Origin of the sequence: Streptomyces sp. NPDC047880 (genome assembly GCF_040706515.1) — a bacterium.
Classification (GTDB): Bacteria; Actinomycetota; Actinomycetes; order Streptomycetales; family Streptomycetaceae; genus Streptomyces.
Window position 1 is genome coordinate 111,002 of sequence record NZ_JBEZOK010000015.1, and the last position, 17,040, is coordinate 128,041.

17 protein-coding genes are annotated in these 17,040 nt (G+C 71.9%); 4 read left to right on the top strand and 13 right to left on the bottom strand.

The features are described 5' to 3' along the window. Nucleotides 1-48 precede the first annotated feature (48 nt). Complete coding sequence (locus tag AB0937_RS22760) at nucleotides 49-756, top strand: nucleotidyltransferase domain-containing protein (protein ID WP_366714022.1); 708 nt, start codon at nucleotides 49-51, stop codon at nucleotides 754-756. Here AB0937_RS22760 and rpmF read toward each other — a convergent pair. The 3 genes from rpmF to AB0937_RS22775 all read right to left on the bottom strand — a co-directional run bounded on the left by rpmF (nucleotide 739) and on the right by AB0937_RS22775 (nucleotide 3,051). Then, entirely contained in the window at nucleotides 739-909 is a 171-nt protein-coding gene (gene rpmF, locus AB0937_RS22765; RefSeq protein ID WP_366714023.1) for a 50S ribosomal protein L32, read from the bottom strand. The two genes, AB0937_RS22760 and rpmF, sit on opposite strands and share 18 nt — an antisense overlap. Before the next feature lie 103 nt (nucleotides 910-1,012). Beyond that, the gene (locus tag AB0937_RS22770; RefSeq protein ID WP_366714024.1) at nucleotides 1,013-2,608 is read right to left on the bottom strand and encodes a cation acetate symporter; all 1,596 of its coding nucleotides are present in this window, start codon (nucleotides 2,606-2,608) and stop codon (nucleotides 1,013-1,015) included. After that, nucleotides 2,602-3,051: a DUF485 domain-containing protein gene (locus AB0937_RS22775; protein ID WP_366714025.1), complete on the bottom strand. Its 450-nt coding sequence runs from the start codon at nucleotides 3,049-3,051 to the stop codon at nucleotides 2,602-2,604. Before AB0937_RS22775 ends, AB0937_RS22770 begins: the two co-directional genes overlap by 7 nt. A 235-nt stretch (nucleotides 3,052-3,286) precedes the next feature. On the opposite strand from AB0937_RS22775, the gene AB0937_RS22780 reads away from it, so the two are divergent. Then, the gene (locus tag AB0937_RS22780) at nucleotides 3,287-3,832 is read left to right on the top strand and encodes an HAD family acid phosphatase (RefSeq protein WP_366714026.1); all 546 of its coding nucleotides are present in this window, start codon (nucleotides 3,287-3,289) and stop codon (nucleotides 3,830-3,832) included. Nucleotides 3,833-3,865: 33 nt separating this feature from the next. Here AB0937_RS22780 and AB0937_RS22785 read toward each other — a convergent pair whose 3' ends face one another. The 5 genes from AB0937_RS22785 to egtA all read right to left on the bottom strand — a co-directional run bounded on the left by AB0937_RS22785 (nucleotide 3,866) and on the right by egtA (nucleotide 8,593). Beyond that, on the bottom strand, nucleotides 3,866-4,081 hold the full coding sequence (locus AB0937_RS22785) for a dodecin (RefSeq protein WP_053673732.1): 216 nt from the start codon (nucleotides 4,079-4,081) through the stop codon (nucleotides 3,866-3,868). Nucleotides 4,082-4,207: 126 nt separating this feature from the next. Beyond that, nucleotides 4,208-5,170, bottom strand: coding sequence for an L-histidine N(alpha)-methyltransferase (gene egtD / locus AB0937_RS22790; RefSeq protein ID WP_366714027.1), 963 nt, complete (start codon nucleotides 5,168-5,170; stop codon nucleotides 4,208-4,210). After that, nucleotides 5,167-5,958, bottom strand: coding sequence for an ergothioneine biosynthesis protein EgtC (gene egtC / locus AB0937_RS22795; RefSeq protein ID WP_366714028.1), 792 nt, complete (start codon nucleotides 5,956-5,958; stop codon nucleotides 5,167-5,169). Before egtC ends, egtD begins: the two co-directional genes overlap by 4 nt. Continuing rightward, a complete protein-coding gene (gene egtB / locus AB0937_RS22800) occupies nucleotides 5,958-7,295 on the bottom strand; it encodes an ergothioneine biosynthesis protein EgtB (RefSeq protein WP_366714029.1) in 1,338 nt (445 codons plus the stop codon). The genes egtC and egtB overlap by 1 nt, the downstream gene beginning before the upstream one ends. Further along, nucleotides 7,292-8,593, bottom strand: coding sequence for an ergothioneine biosynthesis glutamate--cysteine ligase EgtA (gene egtA, locus AB0937_RS22805; protein WP_366714030.1), 1,302 nt, complete (start codon nucleotides 8,591-8,593; stop codon nucleotides 7,292-7,294). The genes egtB and egtA overlap by 4 nt, the downstream gene beginning before the upstream one ends. 290 nt (nucleotides 8,594-8,883) lie before the next feature. On the opposite strand from egtA, the gene AB0937_RS22810 reads away from it, so the two are divergent. Then, entirely contained in the window at nucleotides 8,884-9,729 is an 846-nt protein-coding gene (locus AB0937_RS22810; RefSeq protein WP_366714031.1) for a TIGR02452 family protein, read from the top strand. On the opposite strand, the gene AB0937_RS22815 is transcribed toward AB0937_RS22810, so the two are convergent. The 4 genes from AB0937_RS22815 to AB0937_RS22830 all read right to left on the bottom strand — a co-directional run bounded on the left by AB0937_RS22815 (nucleotide 9,692) and on the right by AB0937_RS22830 (nucleotide 13,450). Continuing rightward, nucleotides 9,692-10,138, bottom strand: a complete 447-nt coding sequence (locus tag AB0937_RS22815; RefSeq protein WP_053673727.1) for a type II toxin-antitoxin system PemK/MazF family toxin — start codon at nucleotides 10,136-10,138, stop codon at nucleotides 9,692-9,694. The genes AB0937_RS22810 and AB0937_RS22815 overlap by 38 nt on opposite strands. Nucleotides 10,139-10,181: 43 nt before the next feature. Beyond that, nucleotides 10,182-11,651: an SPFH domain-containing protein gene (locus AB0937_RS22820; protein WP_366714032.1), complete on the bottom strand. Its 1,470-nt coding sequence runs from the start codon at nucleotides 11,649-11,651 to the stop codon at nucleotides 10,182-10,184. A 133-nt stretch (nucleotides 11,652-11,784) separates the two neighbouring features. Then, a complete protein-coding gene (locus AB0937_RS22825) occupies nucleotides 11,785-12,003 on the bottom strand; it encodes a hypothetical protein (protein ID WP_366714033.1) in 219 nt (72 codons plus the stop codon). Between the two features lie 19 nt (nucleotides 12,004-12,022). Next, the gene (locus AB0937_RS22830) at nucleotides 12,023-13,450 is read right to left on the bottom strand and encodes an amidase (RefSeq protein WP_366714034.1); all 1,428 of its coding nucleotides are present in this window, start codon (nucleotides 13,448-13,450) and stop codon (nucleotides 12,023-12,025) included. A 240-nt stretch (nucleotides 13,451-13,690) separates the two neighbouring features. On the opposite strand from AB0937_RS22830, the gene AB0937_RS22835 reads away from it, so the two are divergent. Beyond that, nucleotides 13,691-15,079: a glycoside hydrolase family 43 protein gene (locus tag AB0937_RS22835; protein WP_366714035.1), complete on the top strand. Its 1,389-nt coding sequence runs from the start codon at nucleotides 13,691-13,693 to the stop codon at nucleotides 15,077-15,079. 22 nt (nucleotides 15,080-15,101) lie between these two features. Here the strand turns inward: AB0937_RS22835 and AB0937_RS22840 are convergent, their stop codons facing one another. Then, nucleotides 15,102-16,868, bottom strand: a complete 1,767-nt coding sequence (locus tag AB0937_RS22840; protein WP_366714036.1) for an FAD-dependent oxidoreductase — start codon at nucleotides 16,866-16,868, stop codon at nucleotides 15,102-15,104. Nucleotides 16,869-17,040: the final 172 nt, after the last annotated feature.

Below are 17,040 nucleotides of genomic sequence, written 5' to 3' on the forward strand. Positions count from 1 at the left end.
GCGGATCAGGAAACTGTTCCGGTACCCCGTAGCGAAAGGCGGCCGACCGTGACCGTCCCCAATGTCCTGCTCTCCGGCATCGTCGGATCGACCGCCTACGGCCTCGCGCGCCCCGGCTCCGACATCGACCGTCTCGGCCTCTTCGCCGCGCCCACCGAAGAGCTGCACGGTCTGCGCCGGCCGAAGGAGTCACACGTCAGCACGGCGCCGGACCGCACCCTGCACGAGGCCGCCAAGTGGTGCCGGCTGGCCCTCGGCGGCAACCCGACCGCGATGGAGCTGGTGTGGCTCCCGGACGACCTGTACGAGGTCCGTACCCCGCTCGGCGACGAACTCATCGGCATCCGAACGGCGTTCCTGAGCGCCAAGCGCGTCAGGGACGCCTACCTCGGTTACGCCACGCAGCAGTTCCGTCGGCTGGAGGCGCGCGGCGACGGTTCGTTCTCCGCCGACACCCGGCGGCGCACCGCGAAGCACGCCCGGCACCTCAAACGGCTGTGCGCGCAGGGCTTGGAGCTCTACACCAGCGGGCGGTTGACGATCCGTGTCGAGGACCCGGACGAGTACCACGCCTTCGGCGAGCGCGTCGCCGCCGACCCGTCGGTCGCCCTGCCCCTGCTCGGACACTACGAGGCCGCGTTCGGCGAGGGGCCCACAGCACTGCCGGACGAACCCGACGAGGCGCCGGTCGAGGCCTGGCTGCGCCGGGTACGGGCCTGCTTCTGGGCGGAGACGGGTTCAGCCGTCGGGGCGTAGCAGGCCTCGTTCGCAGGCCTTCACCAGGTTCTGCGGTACGAGGTGCCGGACGCCGTCCACGGTGACCGGGACCAGCGCCGGGGTGACCGCCTTCCACTGGGCGCGGCGGTGGCGGGTGTTGCTGCGGGACGTCTTCCGCTTCGGGACGGCCATGGGGACTCCTCCTCGGTGGTCGGGCACCGAGACGCTACATGAAAATGGATCCCATTAACAATATGCGTCCCGGTGTCCGCCACCGCTGTCCCCGCGGGGTGTCTCAGTCGTCCGCGCCCACGAGCATCCGCACCTCGAACTCCTCGTGCGCGGCGGGATCCTCGGCCGGGCCCCGGTCCAGCACCGTGCCGAGCCAGCCGAGCAGGAAACCCGCGGGGATGGAGACGATGCCGGGATTCTGGAGCGGGAACCAGGCGAAGTCCGCCTCGGGGTAGAACGAGCCCGGAGCCGAGGAGATGACGGGGGAGAAGACGGCCAGCAGGACGGAGCAGAGCAGCCCGCCGTACAGACTGAGTAGGGCCCCCTTGGCGCTGAAGCGCCGCCAGAAGAGGGTGTAGACGATCGTCGGCAGGATCGCGGACGCCGCGATGGCGAAGGCCAGGAAGGCGAGCGTCGCGGTGTTCGCCCCCCAGGCGACGAGGGCCAGCAGGATGCCGAGGACGCCGATGACCGCCCCGGACAACCGGGCGACGGTCAGCTCCTCCGTCTCGCCGGCCCGGCCCCTGCGGATCACCTCGCCGTACAGATCGTGGGCGAGGGAGGAGGCCGCGGCCAGAGTGAGGCCGACCGCCACGGCCAGCAGCGTCAGGTACGCCAGGCAGGTCAGCAGCGCGGTCAGGACACTGCCGCCCAGCTCGTGCGCGAGCAGCAGGACGGAGGCGTTGCCGGTGCGGTCCGTGCTCTCGATGGCGTCCCGGCCGAGCAGTGCGGTGGCGCCGAGCCCAAGGACGCCGGCGCCGAGGCAGACCGTCCCGACCAGCCCGACGGCCCACACCACCGAGGAACGCAACACCCCGGCGTTGCGCGGGGTGAGCAGGCGCATCAACACGTGGGGCAGAGCGGCGAGGCCCAGCACGATGGCCAGTTCGAGGCTGAGGAAGTCCAGCTTGTTGCTGACCGTGCCGCCGTAACGCAGCCCGGGCTCGAGGAAGCTCAGGCCCGAACCGCTGCGTTCCGCCGCCCGCTCCAGCAGCGCGCCAGGGTTCCAGTCGAAGCGGTGCAGCACCCAGCCCGCGGTGAACAGCACGCCCGCCACCAGCATCACGGCCTTGATGATCTGGATGACCGTCGCGCCCGGCATGCCGCCCAGGGACGCGTACAGGATCACGAACACGCCGATCACGACCACGCACAGGGTGCGGGTGGTGCCGCTCGGCACACCGGTGAACTGGGTCAGCAGGGCTACACTGCCCACGAGTTGGGCCACCAGGTAGAGCGTGGCGATGACCAGGATGCACACCGCCAGCGCCACCCGGACCGGCCGCTGCTGCCGCGGAAGGCGCAGGGCCACGGTGTCTCCGAGGGTGAACCGGCCTGTGCGGTGCAGGGGTTCGGCGATCAGCAGCAGCACCATCATCCAGGCGACCGTGGTGCCGCCGAGGTACATCAGCCCGTCGTACCCGGTCAGGGCGACCAGCCCGGTACTGCCCAGCAGGGTGGCGGCGGACAGGTAGTCACCGCACATGGCCAGACCGTTGCGCAGCGGCGACATGGCGCGGTCGCCGAGGTAGAACTCGCCGATCTCGTCGCGCTGAGGCGCCGTCAGCAGTGCCGTGAACAGGGTTATCACGACCACGGTCAGGAACAGGACGAACGTCAGCTGCAGACTGCTGTCGTCGATGGCGGCGGCGCTCACCACGTGTGGAACCCCCTCGACCCGTGCCGGAGCGGCCGCTGTCCTGCCGCCTGCGGGGGCGGCGCCGAACGGGCGCGGCGGCTCTCGGTCGCCCGCAGCCGGGACCGCAGGCCGCGGGCGAGTGGATCCACCCGGGTGCGCATGTGCCGCAGGTGGCACCGGACGGTCACGCCCATGAGGGCGAACTGCCCGAGCCCGAGGGCCAGTCCGACCGTGAGGCGGCCGGCCAGTGGCTGGTTCATCACCGCCGGCACAAAACTCGACAGCAGCACGTACAGCAGGAATCCGCCCACGGACACGACGGTCGCCCGGATGCCGAACCGGCGCTGTGCGCGGCGCAGGGAGTGAAATTCGGGATGGTCGGATATACGAGACGGCGCAGTATGTTCGATGTGCGGAAGCGGGAATGCGGGAATGTCGTCCCGTTGCGGAGAAAACTCGGGCACAGGCGCACCTTCTTCGCTGCATCGTGCCCCGCACTCGACCCCTTGGGGTCAGTGGACGCGTCCGGTTTCCGGGCAGGGTGAAGGGGCGCCGGACGCGGGATGGGGGTGCGGGCTCTGTGGGGGGTGTGAATCCGTAAAACTGAGAGCGGAGTATGTCAGTGCTGTGCTTGAGACATCAACTGTGAGGGGTGAATTCACCTGTGCTCATGGCTTGTTCACACTCCGCTGGAATAGTATGGACCATTTCCCGGTCCAAGCTGCGCCGCATGCGTTTAGGCTGGGCGGTGTGAGTGACGACCGCAGCAAGGCCCCGCTGGCCGTGTTCGACCTGGACAACACCCTCGCCGACACCACACACCGGCAGGGCTTCCTGGAGCGCAGGCCGAAGGACTGGGACGGCTTCTTCTCGGCGGCACCGCAGGACCCGACCGTCCCGGAGGGCGTCGCGCTGGTCCGGGAGCACGCGCAGCGGTGCGAGATCCTCTACCTGACCGGGCGGCCCGAGCGCTGCCGTCGCGAGACCCTCGACTGGCTCGCCGCCCAGGGCCTGCCCGAGGGACGCGTGTACATGCGGCGGGACGCCGACCGGCGCCCCGCCCGGTTCACCAAGCTGGAGATCCTGCGGCGGCTCGCCCGCACCCGCGAGGTCCGCGTCCTCGTCGACGACGACGAACTGGTCTGCGCCGACGCCCGCCGCGCGGGCTTCACCGTCGTACGGGCCGACTGGGTGACCCGGTCCGCGGAGATGAAGGCGGCACAGGAGCGCGAAGGGCGGACCTGACAGCGCCCGCCCGGGGGAGAGTCCGCGACCCGTCTACTCCGACTCGTCCAGCCGGAAGCCCACCTTCAGTCCCACCTGCCAGTGCGCGATCCGCCCGTCCTCGAGCTGGCCGCGCACCTGCGTCACCTCGAACCAGTCCAGGTTGCGCAGCGTCTGTGAGGCCCGGTCGATGCCGTTGCGGATGGCCTGGTCGACGCCGTCCGGTGAGGTGCCGACGATCTCCGTGACCCGGTAGGTGTGGTTCGACATGCCGCTGCTCCTCTTCCAGTGACGTACCAGTGACGGGAGTGTCACGCGTCATTCCACCGTGCCCCAGGCGGCGGCGATGCGCGAGACGTCGTCTCCCGGCCTCGCCGCCGCCCGGCCCTCACCTCGTCAGCGCGCCACGCTCAGCGACAGCGCGAACCGGCCCGGACCGTCCGTCCACCAGTGGGTCAGGTCGAGGCCCGCGGCCGACAGTTCGGCGCGTACGCCCTCCTGCCGGAACTTCGCCGACACCTCGGTCCGCATCTCCTCGCCCGCGCCGAAGTCGACGGCGAGGCCGAGCGCCGGCACCTTCACCGTCTGTGCCCTGCGCGAGCGCAGCCGCATCTCGATCCACTCGTGCCCGGGGTCCCACAACGCCACGTGGTCGAACGCGCCGGGATCGAAATCGCCGCCCAGTTCGCGGTTGATCACGGACAGCACGTTCTTGTTGAACGCGGCCGTCACGCCCGCCCTGTCGTCGTACGCCCGGACCAGCACCTCCTCGTCCTTGACCAGGTCCGTGCCCAGCAGCAGGGCGTCACCCGGGGCGAGCAGGGCTCGTACGGACGTCAGGAACGCGGAGCGTTCGGCGGGCAGCAGATTGCCGATCGTGCCGCCGAGGAACGCCACCAGCCGTGGCCCCGGTGTGTCCGGCAGGGTCAGTTCCGCGGTGAAGTCGGCGATCAGCGCGTGCACGTCCAGTCCCGGACGTTCGGCGGCGAGCGCCTGCCCGGCCTGGGTGAGGGCGCTCTCGCTGACGTCCACCGGGATGTAGGTGTGCAGGTCTGTGAGGGCGTCGAGCAGATGCCGGGTCTTCTCCGAGGAGCCGGAGCCGAGCTCGACGAGGGTGCGCGCCCGGGTGGCCGCGGCGATGTCCCCCGACCGCGCGAGGAGGATCTCCCGCTCGGCGCGCGTCGGGTAGTACTCCTCCAGTTCGGTGATCTTCTCGAACAGGTCGCTGCCGTGCGCGTCGTAGAACCACTTCGGCGGCAATGTCTTGGGGCGGCCGGTCAGACCCCGGTGGACGTCGGCGCGCAGCGCGGCGTCGGTGGCGTCCTCGGGCAGGGTGCGGGTGAGGCGGAACGTGCTCACGTACGGGGCTCCTTCGGTGATGCGGGCACGATGGCGTCGGCCGGCTCCTTCAGCGGCGTCAGCAGCACATCGGTGCGGCTCGCCGTGAGGAGGGTGCGGTCGGGGACCTCCCGCCAGTGCGGATCGTCGTCGTAGGGCTCGGAGGCCACGACGGTGCCGCCGCCGGGCCGGGTGAGGTACCAGAGGGTGTCGCCCCAGGCGGTCGCGGTGATCGTGTCGCCGTTGGTGAGGAGGAGGTTGAGCCGGGAACCGGGGGCCGCGGCGGCGACCTCCAGGACCGTGTCCGCCATCGCCTGGCCCTCCTCGTCGCCGCCGCGCAGCCTGGCCAGCACCAGCGCCCACACGAGCGCCGAGTCGTTGCGGGCCTCCAGGGACAGCAGGTCCTCGTGCGGCAGCGTCCGGGAGACGGCGGCCAGCGAGCCGGGCCAGCCCTTGACCGCCCCGTTGTGGCTGAACAGCCAGGTCCCCGCGGCGAACGGGGCCGCCGCGGCCTCCGCGTCGGCGCCCGACAGGGTCGCGTCCCGTACCGCGGCGAGCAGCGCCGTGGACCGTACGACCCGGGCGAGATCGGCGAAGGAAAGGTCCGCCCAGACCGGACCCGCCCGGCGGTAACGCGCCGGCACCGGGTCGCCCTCGGCGTACCAGCCCACGCCGAAACCGTCGGCGTTGACCGTCCCGTACTTCTGGTGCCGGGGTGCCCACGACTGCCGGTACAGCCCGTGCCGGGGCTCCACCAGGAGCCTGCCCAGGGCCTGCGGCGGCCCCACGTACGCCACGTGACGGCACATCAGACGTCCTCCGAGCGGGCCGTACGGAACCCGGAGAAGATCTGCCGGCGGATCGGGTAGTCCCAGTTGCGGAACGTGCCCCGGCAGGCCACCGCGTCCACGGCGAACGATCCGCCGCGCAGCACCTTGTACCCGGGCCCGAAGAAGACCTCCGAGTACTCCTTGTACGGGAACGCCCTGAACCCCGGGTAGGGCAGGAAGTCGCTGGCCGTCCACTCCCACACGTCGCCGATCAACTGCCGCACGCCGAGCGGCGACTCGCCGGCCGGGTAGCTCCCGGCGGGCGCCGGACGCAGATGCCGCTGGCCGAGATTGGCGTGCTCCGGCCCCGGCTCGGCGTCGCCCCACGGGTAGCGCGTCGAACGGTCACCGGCCGGGTCGTACCGGGCGGCCTTCTCCCATTCGGCCTCCGTGGGCAGCCGGCGTCCCGCCCAGCGGGCGTAGGCGTCGGCCTCGTACCAGCACACGTGCAGCACCGGCTCGTCGGGCGGGACGACCTCGGTGACGCCGAACCGGCGCCTGAGGAACTGCTTCCCGTCGCGCCGCCAGAACAGCGGGGCGTCGATGCCGTGGCCGCGGATGTGCGCCCAGCCTTCGGCCGTCCACCACCGCGGGTCGTCGTAGCCACCGTCCTCGATGAACGCCTGATAGGCGCCGTTGGTGACCGGTGTGGTGTCGATGTGGAAGGGCGCCACCTCGCGCCGGTGCGCGGGACGTTCGTTGTCCAGGGCCCACGGCTCGCCGGAGGTGCCCATCGTGAACGGGCCGCCCGGGACGAGCACTTCGGACGGACCGGTGAACAGCGGCGCCGGCTCCGGGTCGGGTGCCGTCAGGGCCTGCGGGCCGGTGCGGAGCTGATGGGTGATCAGCATGGTCTCGTCGTGCTGCTGTTCGTGCTGCGCGATCATCCCGAAGGCGAACCCGGCCTCCGTCAGCCGCGTCCCGTGGAAGGCGTGCCGCTCCAGCACGTCCAGCGCCCTTCCGCGCACGTCGGCCGCGTAGGCGCGGGCCTCGGCGGGCGACAGCAGCGGCAGCTTCGGCCGCTCGGCGCGCGGGTGCTCGAAGGCGTCGTAGAGGCCGTCTATCTCGGGCCGTATCGCCTCGTGCCCGGCGACGGCCCGCAGCAGCCACTGCTCCTCCTGGTTGCCGATGTGCGCGAGGTCCCACACCAGCGGCGACATGAGCGGCGAGTGCTGTGCGGTCAGGTCGGGGTCCTCCACACAGCTCGTCAGCAGGGTGGTGCGCTCGCGGGCGACGACGAGTGAGGCGACCGCCCGCTCACGGAGCACCTCGGGGTCGACGGTCCCGGCGTCGACAGCGGATTCGGTGTCGGTCATGGGCGGAAGTCCTTCCCGTGGGCGCGACCGTCCGCGCCGCGCTGTCGGTCGAGCAGGTCGTCGGCGGGGCAGCGGCCCAGGACGACGTAGCGGTCCAGGTAGGCCGTGACGGCCTCGATGACCTCGGGGCCGGCGCCCAGCCGGGGCAGGGCGTCCAGCGCGGTCGTGAAGCAGGTGACGGCCACCTCGCGCAGTTCCGCGTCGGCAAGGCCGCCGCGGGCCGCGTCGAGCCACAGCGGGTTGTGCGGCGCGGGCAGCCCCAGCGTCCGCTCGGCCAGCGGCTTCACGGCCCGGTAGACGGTCTCGGCGGCCTCCGGGTCGTCGAACAGCGCCGCCGTCACGGCCAGCGGCACGATCCAGCCGTCGTCGCCGGGCTGCGCGTCGATCATGCGCAGTTCGAGATGGCCACGCGGCCTGACCGGCGGGAACAGCGTCGTGACGTGGTAGTCGAGATCCTCCCGGGTGACCGGCCGGGGCCGGCCCGTGCGGAGCCAGTCCCGGAAGGTGAGCCCCTCGGGGACGTCCCAGGGGCCGCCGTCCCGCCGTACGCACATCACGGGGGAGTCCAGCACGTGCCGGGCCCAGGCGCCGCGCGGGTCGGTGTCCAGCCGCGGTCCGCCCGCCCGGCTGGCGCCGATCCGGGTCCACATCAGCTGCCGGGTGGACAGCCAGCCGGTCGGCCGGTTGCCGGCGAGCGGGGAGTTGGCGAACGCGGCCACCAGGACAGCGCCCAGGTGGTGGGCCAGCCACCAGCGCCGCACCAGGCCGAGCGGCCCGGGCTCCTCGTGGCCGGCGTCCAGGCACACCTGCACGGAGGCGGAGGCGCACATCATGGCGCGGCCGGCGGGGCCGGTGCGGTCCAGGCACGCCTCCATGGCGTCGTAGCGCGGTTGGCGCAGGTACCGGCGGGGTTCGTGCCAGGGATCGTGGCCGAGGCCGACGAGGGAGAGGCCGTCGTCGCGCAGTACCGCGCGGACGGCGTCCAGGTCGGCGGAGACGGTGGTGACGACCTCCGTCAGGGAGTCGGCGGGTGGCGAGCTCAGCTCCAGCTGGCCGCCGGGTTCCACGGTGAGCGCCGAACTCAGGGGAACGGTGCGCAGGGCGGCGTAAGCCGCTTCGAGCCGGTCGGGTGTGACGGGGAGCTGCGGTGCACGCAGCTCGTGGACGAGCCATTCCACCTCGACACCGAGGCGGCGTGGCGGGCCGGTCTTGAAACAGATGCCGCGGACGAGCGCCTCGACCTCGGCTTCGGACAGTGAGGTGTGTGGCCGGGTACAGCCACCTACCGAATCGGACATGTCGGGATCCTCCTGAGATTCCACCATGCCACCGGTCCGGGCTCTTCGGCGGCCCGGTCCGGGATCACCGTCCCACCCAAGACGTTCATGGCGCTCCGCACAAGGGGGCGAAGCGGGGCGTTCCCGGGCGGTCATGCTGTGCGGCCCGGCGTTTCCAGGCACTTTCCCGGACGTTCTCCCACGGCGAAAATCCTGTTGCCCCGGGGAGCGGACATCACTCACGATGCTCGCGTGAACATGGCAAGACGGACCGCGCGGGGCGCGGTCACGACGTGGACGGGGGTCGCGTCGTGAGCGCGCGTCTGCGCGGTGTCGCGCGGGAGACCGAGCAGATCGTCGCGGCCGGGGCCTATCGCACGCCGGACGGACGCGAGGTCTCGATCGAGGCGGAGCTGCGGGCGGCACGCGAGGGAACGCGCCTGTACGGGCCGGAACCGGTGCCCGTACCCGCCGATCGGGTGACGCGCGGGCGGACGACCCGGATCGAGGTCACGGGGGAGAGCAGCCTGGAGGCGGCCCGCCGGCTGGGCGGCCACGTGGCCGTGCTGAACTTCGCCTCCGCCCGGAACCCCGGCGGCGGCTACCTGAACGGCGCCCAGGCCCAGGAGGAGGCCCTGTGCCGGGCCTCCGCGCTGTACGCATGCCTGGCCGGCGTCCGGGCCTTCTACGACCACCACCGGGCCCACCGCGACCCGTTCTACACGGACCGTGTCATCCACTCACCGGCCGTGCCCGTCTTCCGCGACGACCGGGGCGGCCTGCTGGCCGAGCCGTACACCGCGGGTTTCCTGACCTCGCCCGCGCCCAACGCGGGGGTGGTGCTCCGCACGGCGCCCGAACGGGCCCACGAGCTGCCCCGGGTGCTCGCGGGCCGGGCCGAACGCGTCCTGGAGACGGCCGCTGCCCACGGCTACCCCCGTCTCGTCCTCGGCGCCTGGGGCTGCGGGGTGTTCCGCAACGACCCCGCCCAGGTGGCGCGGGCGTTCCGGACGCTGCTCGGGCCCGGCGGCCGGTTCGCGGAGACCTTCGAGCACGTGGTGTTCGCAATCCTGGACCGCACACGGGACCGTGCGGTGCTGCGCGCCTTCGAGGAGGCGTTCAGCTCCAGCCGTAGCGCTCCTGCAACCGGCGTCTGACCAGGTTGAAGCGCATGCGGTCCAGGGCGCAGGCCTCCCGGCGCATGCCGTCCTCGTGCAGCCGCAGCACCCGGTCCACGTCGACCCACGAGTCCCGGCCCGTGCGGTCCCACGGCCCGCTGCCGATCGGCACCCACTCCCGGTCGCCGTCGTGCCGCTTGCTGGACAACCGCACGGCGAGGAACGTGCCGCCCGGCTCGCGGGCGACCACCAGCACCGGGCGGTCCTTGCCCCGGCCGTCGTTCTCCTCGTAGGGCACCCACGTCCAGACGATCTCCCCGGGATCCGGGTCGCCGTCGTGCGCGGGGGAGTACTCCGTCCGCACCCGGCCCACCTCGCGCGGATCGGCCTGGACGGTGGCGGAGGGGCCGTGACGGCCGGGGACGTTCTCGTCGGCAAACGTGCTCACGGGGGCACCTTAGAGGCTGCCCCCGTGAGCACGCCGCCCGGGTTCACCTGTCGTCCATCGGCACCTTCTGGGCATGCCCGTTGAGGGCGGAGGCGTCCTGTGGCGCCTGCCCGTTGCGGTCCATCGACGCGAGCAGCTGACGGGCCAGGCCCAGACCGGTGCCGCCCATGGTGAGCGCCTTGGCGAACAGGTCAGCCATGCCGTCGGCGCCGTTGAGCAGCACCATGTTGTCGACGTTGCCGAACGCGGACGCGCCGGCCTGCACGATCTCCGGCCAGTTCTCGGCGAGTTGCTGGGCGACGACGGCCTCCTGGTTCTCCGCCAGGGCGGCGGCTCGGGCCTTGATGGCCTCCGCCTGGGCGAGACCCTTCGCCCGGGCGGCCTCGGCCTCGGCCAGGCCCCTGGCCCGCGCGGTCGCCGCCTCCGCCTCACCGGTGGCCCAGGTCGCCTGCGCGGCCGCCTCGCCCCGTGCCTTGGTCGCCTCTGCGTCGGCGCCCGCGGCCGTCTTGACCCGGGTGGCCTCGGCCGCCGCTGCGAGCTCCGTCTCCTGCGCCTGCGCCTGGGCCGACGAGATGCGCGCGTCGCGGTCGGCCTCTGCCAGGGTGCGCGTCTCGTAGGCCGCCGCGTCGGCGGGTTTGCGGACGTCCGCCTGGAGTTGCTGCTCGCGCCGGTGCGCCTCGAGCTCCGCCACCCGAGTCTCCTGGACGACGACCTCCTGCCGGGCGCCGGCCTCCGCGAGGGGACCGGCCTGCCGGGCCTTGGCGGCCGCCTTGTCGCGCTCGGCCTGGTAGCCGGCCTGGAGGATCTCGCTGTCCCGGGTGGCCTCCGCCATCCGGGCGAACGCCTGCTGCTCGGCCTCGGTGGCCAGCCGGTTCGCCTCGGCCTGCGCGATGCGCGCGTCGCGCTGCACGGCCGCCGCGTGCGGCATGGCGAGGTTCTGGATGTAACCGGTCGGATCCTCGATCTCGTGGATCTGCAGCGAGTCCACGATCAGACCCAGCTTCTCCATCTCGGTGCCGCACGCGGCCCGGGTCTGCCCGGTGAGCTTCTCCCTGTCCCGGATCATGTCCTCCACCGTCAACCCGCCCACGATGGACCGCAGATGACCCGCGAAGACGTTGTGCACCCGCTCCGACATCAGCTTCTGCTGGTCCAGGAACCGGCGGGCCGCGTTCGCGATCGACACGAAGTCGTCGCCCACCTTGAAGATGACCACGCCCCGCACCTTCAGCGGAATGCCCTGGTGGGTCACGCAGTCCACCTGGAGTTCCGTCTCGTTGAGATCGAGCGAGAGCTTGCGCACCGCCTGCACCCCGGGCATCACGAGCGTGCCGCGTCCGGTGACGATGCGGAACCCCATGCCCTCCTCGAGGCCCTCCGTGCGGTGCTTGGACCCGGAGATGATCAGTGCCTCGTTGGGTTCCGCGACGCGCCACATGAGCTTGAACAGACCGATCAGCACGAGGACGGCGGCGACCGCCACCCCCGCAACGACGCCGACGACCATCGGCATTCGCCCCCTTTGGATGGTGCCCTCCCGGCACCGAACGAAGGGGAGTGTGCTCCTCGGCGGAGCGCGGGTACAGCCACCGCGCATCCTTGGCACAAGCTTGACGCGTACGGCTTTCACCTGCGTCGCAGCGGGCTCAACTGTCGTACGCCGCCGTGACGTAGACGGTCCTGGGCGGCAGGTACTCGACCACCATGACGACCGTGCCCGTCTCGATCCGGTCGCCCGCGGAGGCCGGGTGGGCGAGGAAGTGCTCGGCACCGCCGCGCACCCGGACGATCACCTCGCCGACCAGCCCGGGCCCGATCGTTCCGGTGACCCGCCCCATGAGCCCGACCATCGACGCGTCCGCCATGACATCAGCGTACGGTCGCTCACACGGCGGCGGAACGTGCCGTGACCGGCGGCGCCGGCCACTTCTCGGCCCAGCGCAGCTCCGCCTCCAACTGCGCGGCCACCTGCACGAGGAGCGGCTCGCTGTTCGCCGGGCCCAGCAGCTGCGCGCCGACCGGCAGCCCGTCCGGCGTGAACCCGGCGGGCACGTTGACGCCGGGCCACCCCAGCACGTTCCACGGCCAGGCGTACGGACACGCGGCGATCATCGCCCGGTCGGTGGCGAACCCGCTGAGTTCCAGCAGGGCCCCGACCCGCGGCGGGGGAGCGGCGGTCGTCGGCGCGAGGACGACGTCGTACGAGGTGAAGAAGCCGCCGATACGCCGGTGCAGCACGCTCTCCGCACGCCGGGCCGCCCGCAGCGGGGCCCCGCCGAGCAGCCGTCCCAGCCGGGCCGCGCCCCGGGTGCGCCGGTCCAGCAGCGCCGGGAAAGGCGCCTCGCCGACGCGCTCGGCGATCCCGGCCGTGGCGCGCGGCACGAAGGTCAGCCCGATCTGCCCGTACGGCGGGTCCGCCTCCTCGACGAAGTGCCCCAACGCGCTGAGCCGCTCGGCCAGTTCGACCACCCGGGTGCGCACCTCGGGCAGGAGCCGGGCGGGCACCGCCGTGAAGGGCGGCTTGAGGGAGAGCGCGATGCGCAGCCGCCCGGGGTCGCGGCCGACGGCCCCGGACACGTCGAGGGCCGGAGGCTGGTGAGGGTCCTGCGCGTGGTTGCCGCTGGCCGCGTCCAGCAGCAGGGCCGCGTCGGCCACCGTGCGGGCCAGGGTGCCGTTGACGGTGATGCCCTGGAAGGACTCGCCGCGCGGCCAGGTCGAGACACGGCCGCGCTGCGGCTTGATGCCGACCAGATGGGTCCAGGCGGCCGGGATCCGCACCGACCCGGCGCCGTCCGAGCCGAGCGCGGCGGGCACCAGACCGGCGGCGACCGCGGCGGCCGAGCCGCCCGAGGACCCGCCGGGCGTGTGGCCGGTGCTCCAGGGGTTGCGGGTCGCGCCGAAGGCGGGCCCCTCGGTGAAGGGCCACTGCCCGAACTCGCAGGTGTTGGTCTTGCCGACGATCACGGCTCCGGCCGCGCGCAGCCGCCGCACCGCCTCGCCGTCCTCGGTGACCGGCGGGAACTCCCCGCAGCAGCCGAACGCGGTCGGCTCACCGGCCACGTCCATGTCGTCCTTCACCGCGACCGGCACGCCGAGCAGCGGCTTGCGCACGCCACGCGAGGCCAGTTCGCGGTCCGCGGCGTCGGCTTCCGCGAGCGCGGCCTCGGCCCGGACGATCCGGAAGGCGTTCAGACTCCCCTGCGTCGCCTCGATCCGGGCCAGCGTCCGCTCGACCAGCGCCCGTGAGGTCACCTCCCCGGAGGCCAGCGCACGGGCGGTCTCGGTCAGGCCTTCGCAGCGGTCGAGCGTCATACGGACACCTCCGGAAGCAGCTTCTCTACCGAACGGTAACGTCCGGTGGCCGGTGGCGGAATGCCGACGACAGGCGTGGAAGTTCTCCATCGGCCACATCCTCCTCACTGGGCGCACCAGCACCTGCTCAAACCATTGACGCACCTCCGCCTCGCCCTTACCTTTCGAGCCCCACCGTCTGGTCGAGTTGCCGAACTCTGTTCGATATCCCGAACACTGCTTTCGCAGGGAGAGCCGCCCGTGACCCCACACCCCGCCGCCCCGTCCCGCCGCACCCTGCTGCGCGCCCTGACCGCCGTGCCCGCATCGGCGGTCCTGCTCGGCGAAATCCCCGGGCTGCTCGGCAGTGCCCTGGCCGCCGCACCCCCGAACGGCTCGGCCACCCGCTACACCATCGTGCCGTTCCTCAACAGCGACGACGGCACGGTCGACGTCTACCAGTCGGACGACGCCACCGACTTCAGGCTGCTGCGCTCCTCCGCGTACACACCGCCCGCGAACCGGATCCGCGACGCCAGCGTCATCCGGCACACCGACGGCTTCTACTACCTGACCTACACCACGCACACCTGGCAGGACCCCAGCACCACCATCGGCTTCGCCCGCAGCTCCGACCGGGCCGGCTGGACGTTCCTGTACGACTACACCGTGCCGATTGCGAACCTCTCCCGCGCCTGGGCGCCGGAGTGGTTCGTCGACAGCGACGGCAGCGTGAACATCATCGTGTCCTGCTCCACCGCGAACGACGAGTGGATCTTCACGCCGTACCGGCTGAGGGCGACGAACTCGGCACTCACGGCGTGGAGTTCACCGGTCGCCCTCTCCGGTATCGGCGCCAACCACATCGACACGTTCATCGTGAAGACCGGCGCGACGTACCACGCCTTCCCGAAGAACGAGACGACGAAGTACATCGAGTACGCCACCGCCTCGAACCTCACCGGCCCCTACACGATCCGCCGGACGGGTGACTGGGCGGGCTGGGGCAGTTACCGCGAGGGACCGGCCCTGGTTCAGCTCGACAACGGCGGCTGGCGGATGTTCTTCGACGGGTACGGCGACGGGAACTACTACTACAGCGACAGCCACGACACCTTCGCCACCTGGTCGGCCCCGGCCGCACTGCCCGCGATCTCGGGTACGGCCCGGCACTTCACGGTGGTCAAGGAGGCGGTCACGGGCGGCCCGAGCCTGGCCCGGAACATCACCAGCTCCTTCCGCTCGGTCAACTACCCGACCCGCTACTGGGAGCAGCGGTCCTCGCTCCTCGACCTGCCCGTGGTCACCACCTCCAGCACCACCGCCGAGAAGCAGGCCGCCACCTTCACGGTCGTCGCCGGCCTCGCCGACGGCAACGGCTGTTCCTTCCGGGACGCGGCCGGCGAGTACCTGCGCCACTGGGACTTCCGCGCCCGCTTCGACGCCGACAACGGCACGAGCACCTTCGCCGAGGACGCCACGTTCTTCCTTCGCGCCGGGACGTCCTCGGGCTCCGTCCGCTTCGAGTCGTACAACTATCCGGGGTACTACCTGCGCCACTACGCCTACCAGCTCCGTGTGGAGCGCTCCGACGGAACGGATCAGTTCCGCCAGGACAGTTCGTTCACGCCCGTGACACCGTGGGCCTGACCCGCACCTGTCCGGACGGCGTTCAGCCGACGTCGAAGACGTTCGGCAGCCGGAGGAGGTATCGGGTGCGGTCGTGCCGCTTGAGCGCCTCCAGCTCGGGGGCGCGGTACAAGGGGGTCACGGTGCACCGTTCGGCGGTCGAGCCGGTCCGTTCCAGCAGGGCGTTGACGGCCTGCCGGGCCGAGGAGTTGGCGCCCTCCATGGTGGCGAGATCGATGGGCACGGCCACGTAGTCGCCGGCCAGGAAGAGGTTGGGGATCTTCGTCGCCGACCGCGGGCGGTGGTGGAAGGTCCCCACCGGATGAATGAGCAGCTGTTCCTCGTTGACGGGATGCGGAGTGCCGAGTCCGTCCACGGCCGGATCGAGGAACCAGGAGTGCAGCACGGAGTCCTTCAGGACCGTACGGCCGCTGTCGTTGAGCGACGCCTTCAACTGCGCCCACACCTCGCGGGCGACTTCGGTACGGGTGCACTGCTTGGCCGTCTTGCCGTACAGGATGCCCGGCCGGTCCCACTCGGAGACGTCCACGGACAGACAGTCCGCGACCGTGCCGTCGCCGAAGTCGGCGGGGAAGTCGTGGCCCGGCCAGTGCTGGGCCTGGGCGATCGCGGTCAGCGACCACGGGGAGTCGATGAGGTCGAGGTGGCCGTGCAGGATCGGCGTGCGCTCGGTCAGATAGAACTGAATGCCGGTCATCCAGTCCGTCTGCAGCCGGTCACACTCCGCCAGTTGAGGGTCGGCCGCGCGCACGGCGGAGTTCCATGTGCGGCGGGCGTGCTCGACCGGCATCGCCGAGATGTAGTGGTCGGCAGTGACGGTCCGGCGCGCGCCTTCGGGGTCCTCCACGACGGCCCCGGTGATCACACCCGAGCCCAGGGTCAGGTCCCGTACGGTCCAGCCGACGCGGAACTCGACGCCGAGTGACCTCAGGTGCGTCACCCAGGGGTCGATCCAGGCCTCGTTGGTGGGCGCGTTGAGGATCCGGTCCAGGGGTCCGTCCGCGCCCCGCCCGAGGAGGTTGAAGGCGAAGGCCTCCAGCAGGGTGGCGACCGTACGGGTGCTGGCCTCCTCCGCCTTGGTGGCCACGATGTTGCGGGTGATGCCGATGGCGAGGATCCGCTGGTAGTCGTAGGACATCCGCCCGGCCCGTACGAACTCCCACCACGGCGTCCGCTCCCATGTGTCGTCGCGGCGCTCGTCGCAGCTGGTGAGGAAGACCAGGAAGCGGTTGGCGAAGTAGAGGGCCTCGTGCAGGGGCAGGTGGAAGGCCGTGTCCAGGACCGAGGTGAAGGCGCGGCGGATCTCGTCGGGGGTGAGTTCGGCCGGGGTGCCGCCGGGCCAGGGCAGCGGGATCCGGATGTCCTCGCGGCCGCCCGACCGGGCGAACAGCATCTCCTTGGGGGCGACGAGGTTGTCGTGGACGCCATGGGGGTTGCCGGGGAACGGGATGCGCCGCATGGTGTCGGGCAGGTTGTGGTAGATGCCGGGGATGAAGCGGAAGCCGTGCTCCCCCGGCAGGGGGCGGCGGCCGCCCGTGCCGCTGTCCGGTACGTCCATGCTGCGGGCCTTGCCGCCCAGCGCCTTGCGTTCGTAGACCGTGACCCGGAAGCCGCGCTCGGCGAGTTCGTGCGCGGCCGTGAGCCCGGCGACGCCCCCGCCCAGTACGGCCACGGTCTGCGCCGCCGGGCCGTTCCGGGCCGAAGCCCGCCGGGGCATGCCGAGGGCGACCCCGCCACCGCCGGCGGCCGCGGCGGTGCCCAGGAAAGTTCTGCGCGTCGTGCCGCTCATCGCCACCCCTTACCGTCGGTAACACCGGCGCACGAGGATATGGGTGGCACAAGCATCCCGGAAGACGGCCCGCGCAACTTTGGCTTGATGCCGCATCGCAGTTCGCGTCATGGTGCCGGTCACGGCGGCCTTCCGGGATCTCGCGGGCCTTTCGGCTCCGTCGCGCGTGGCT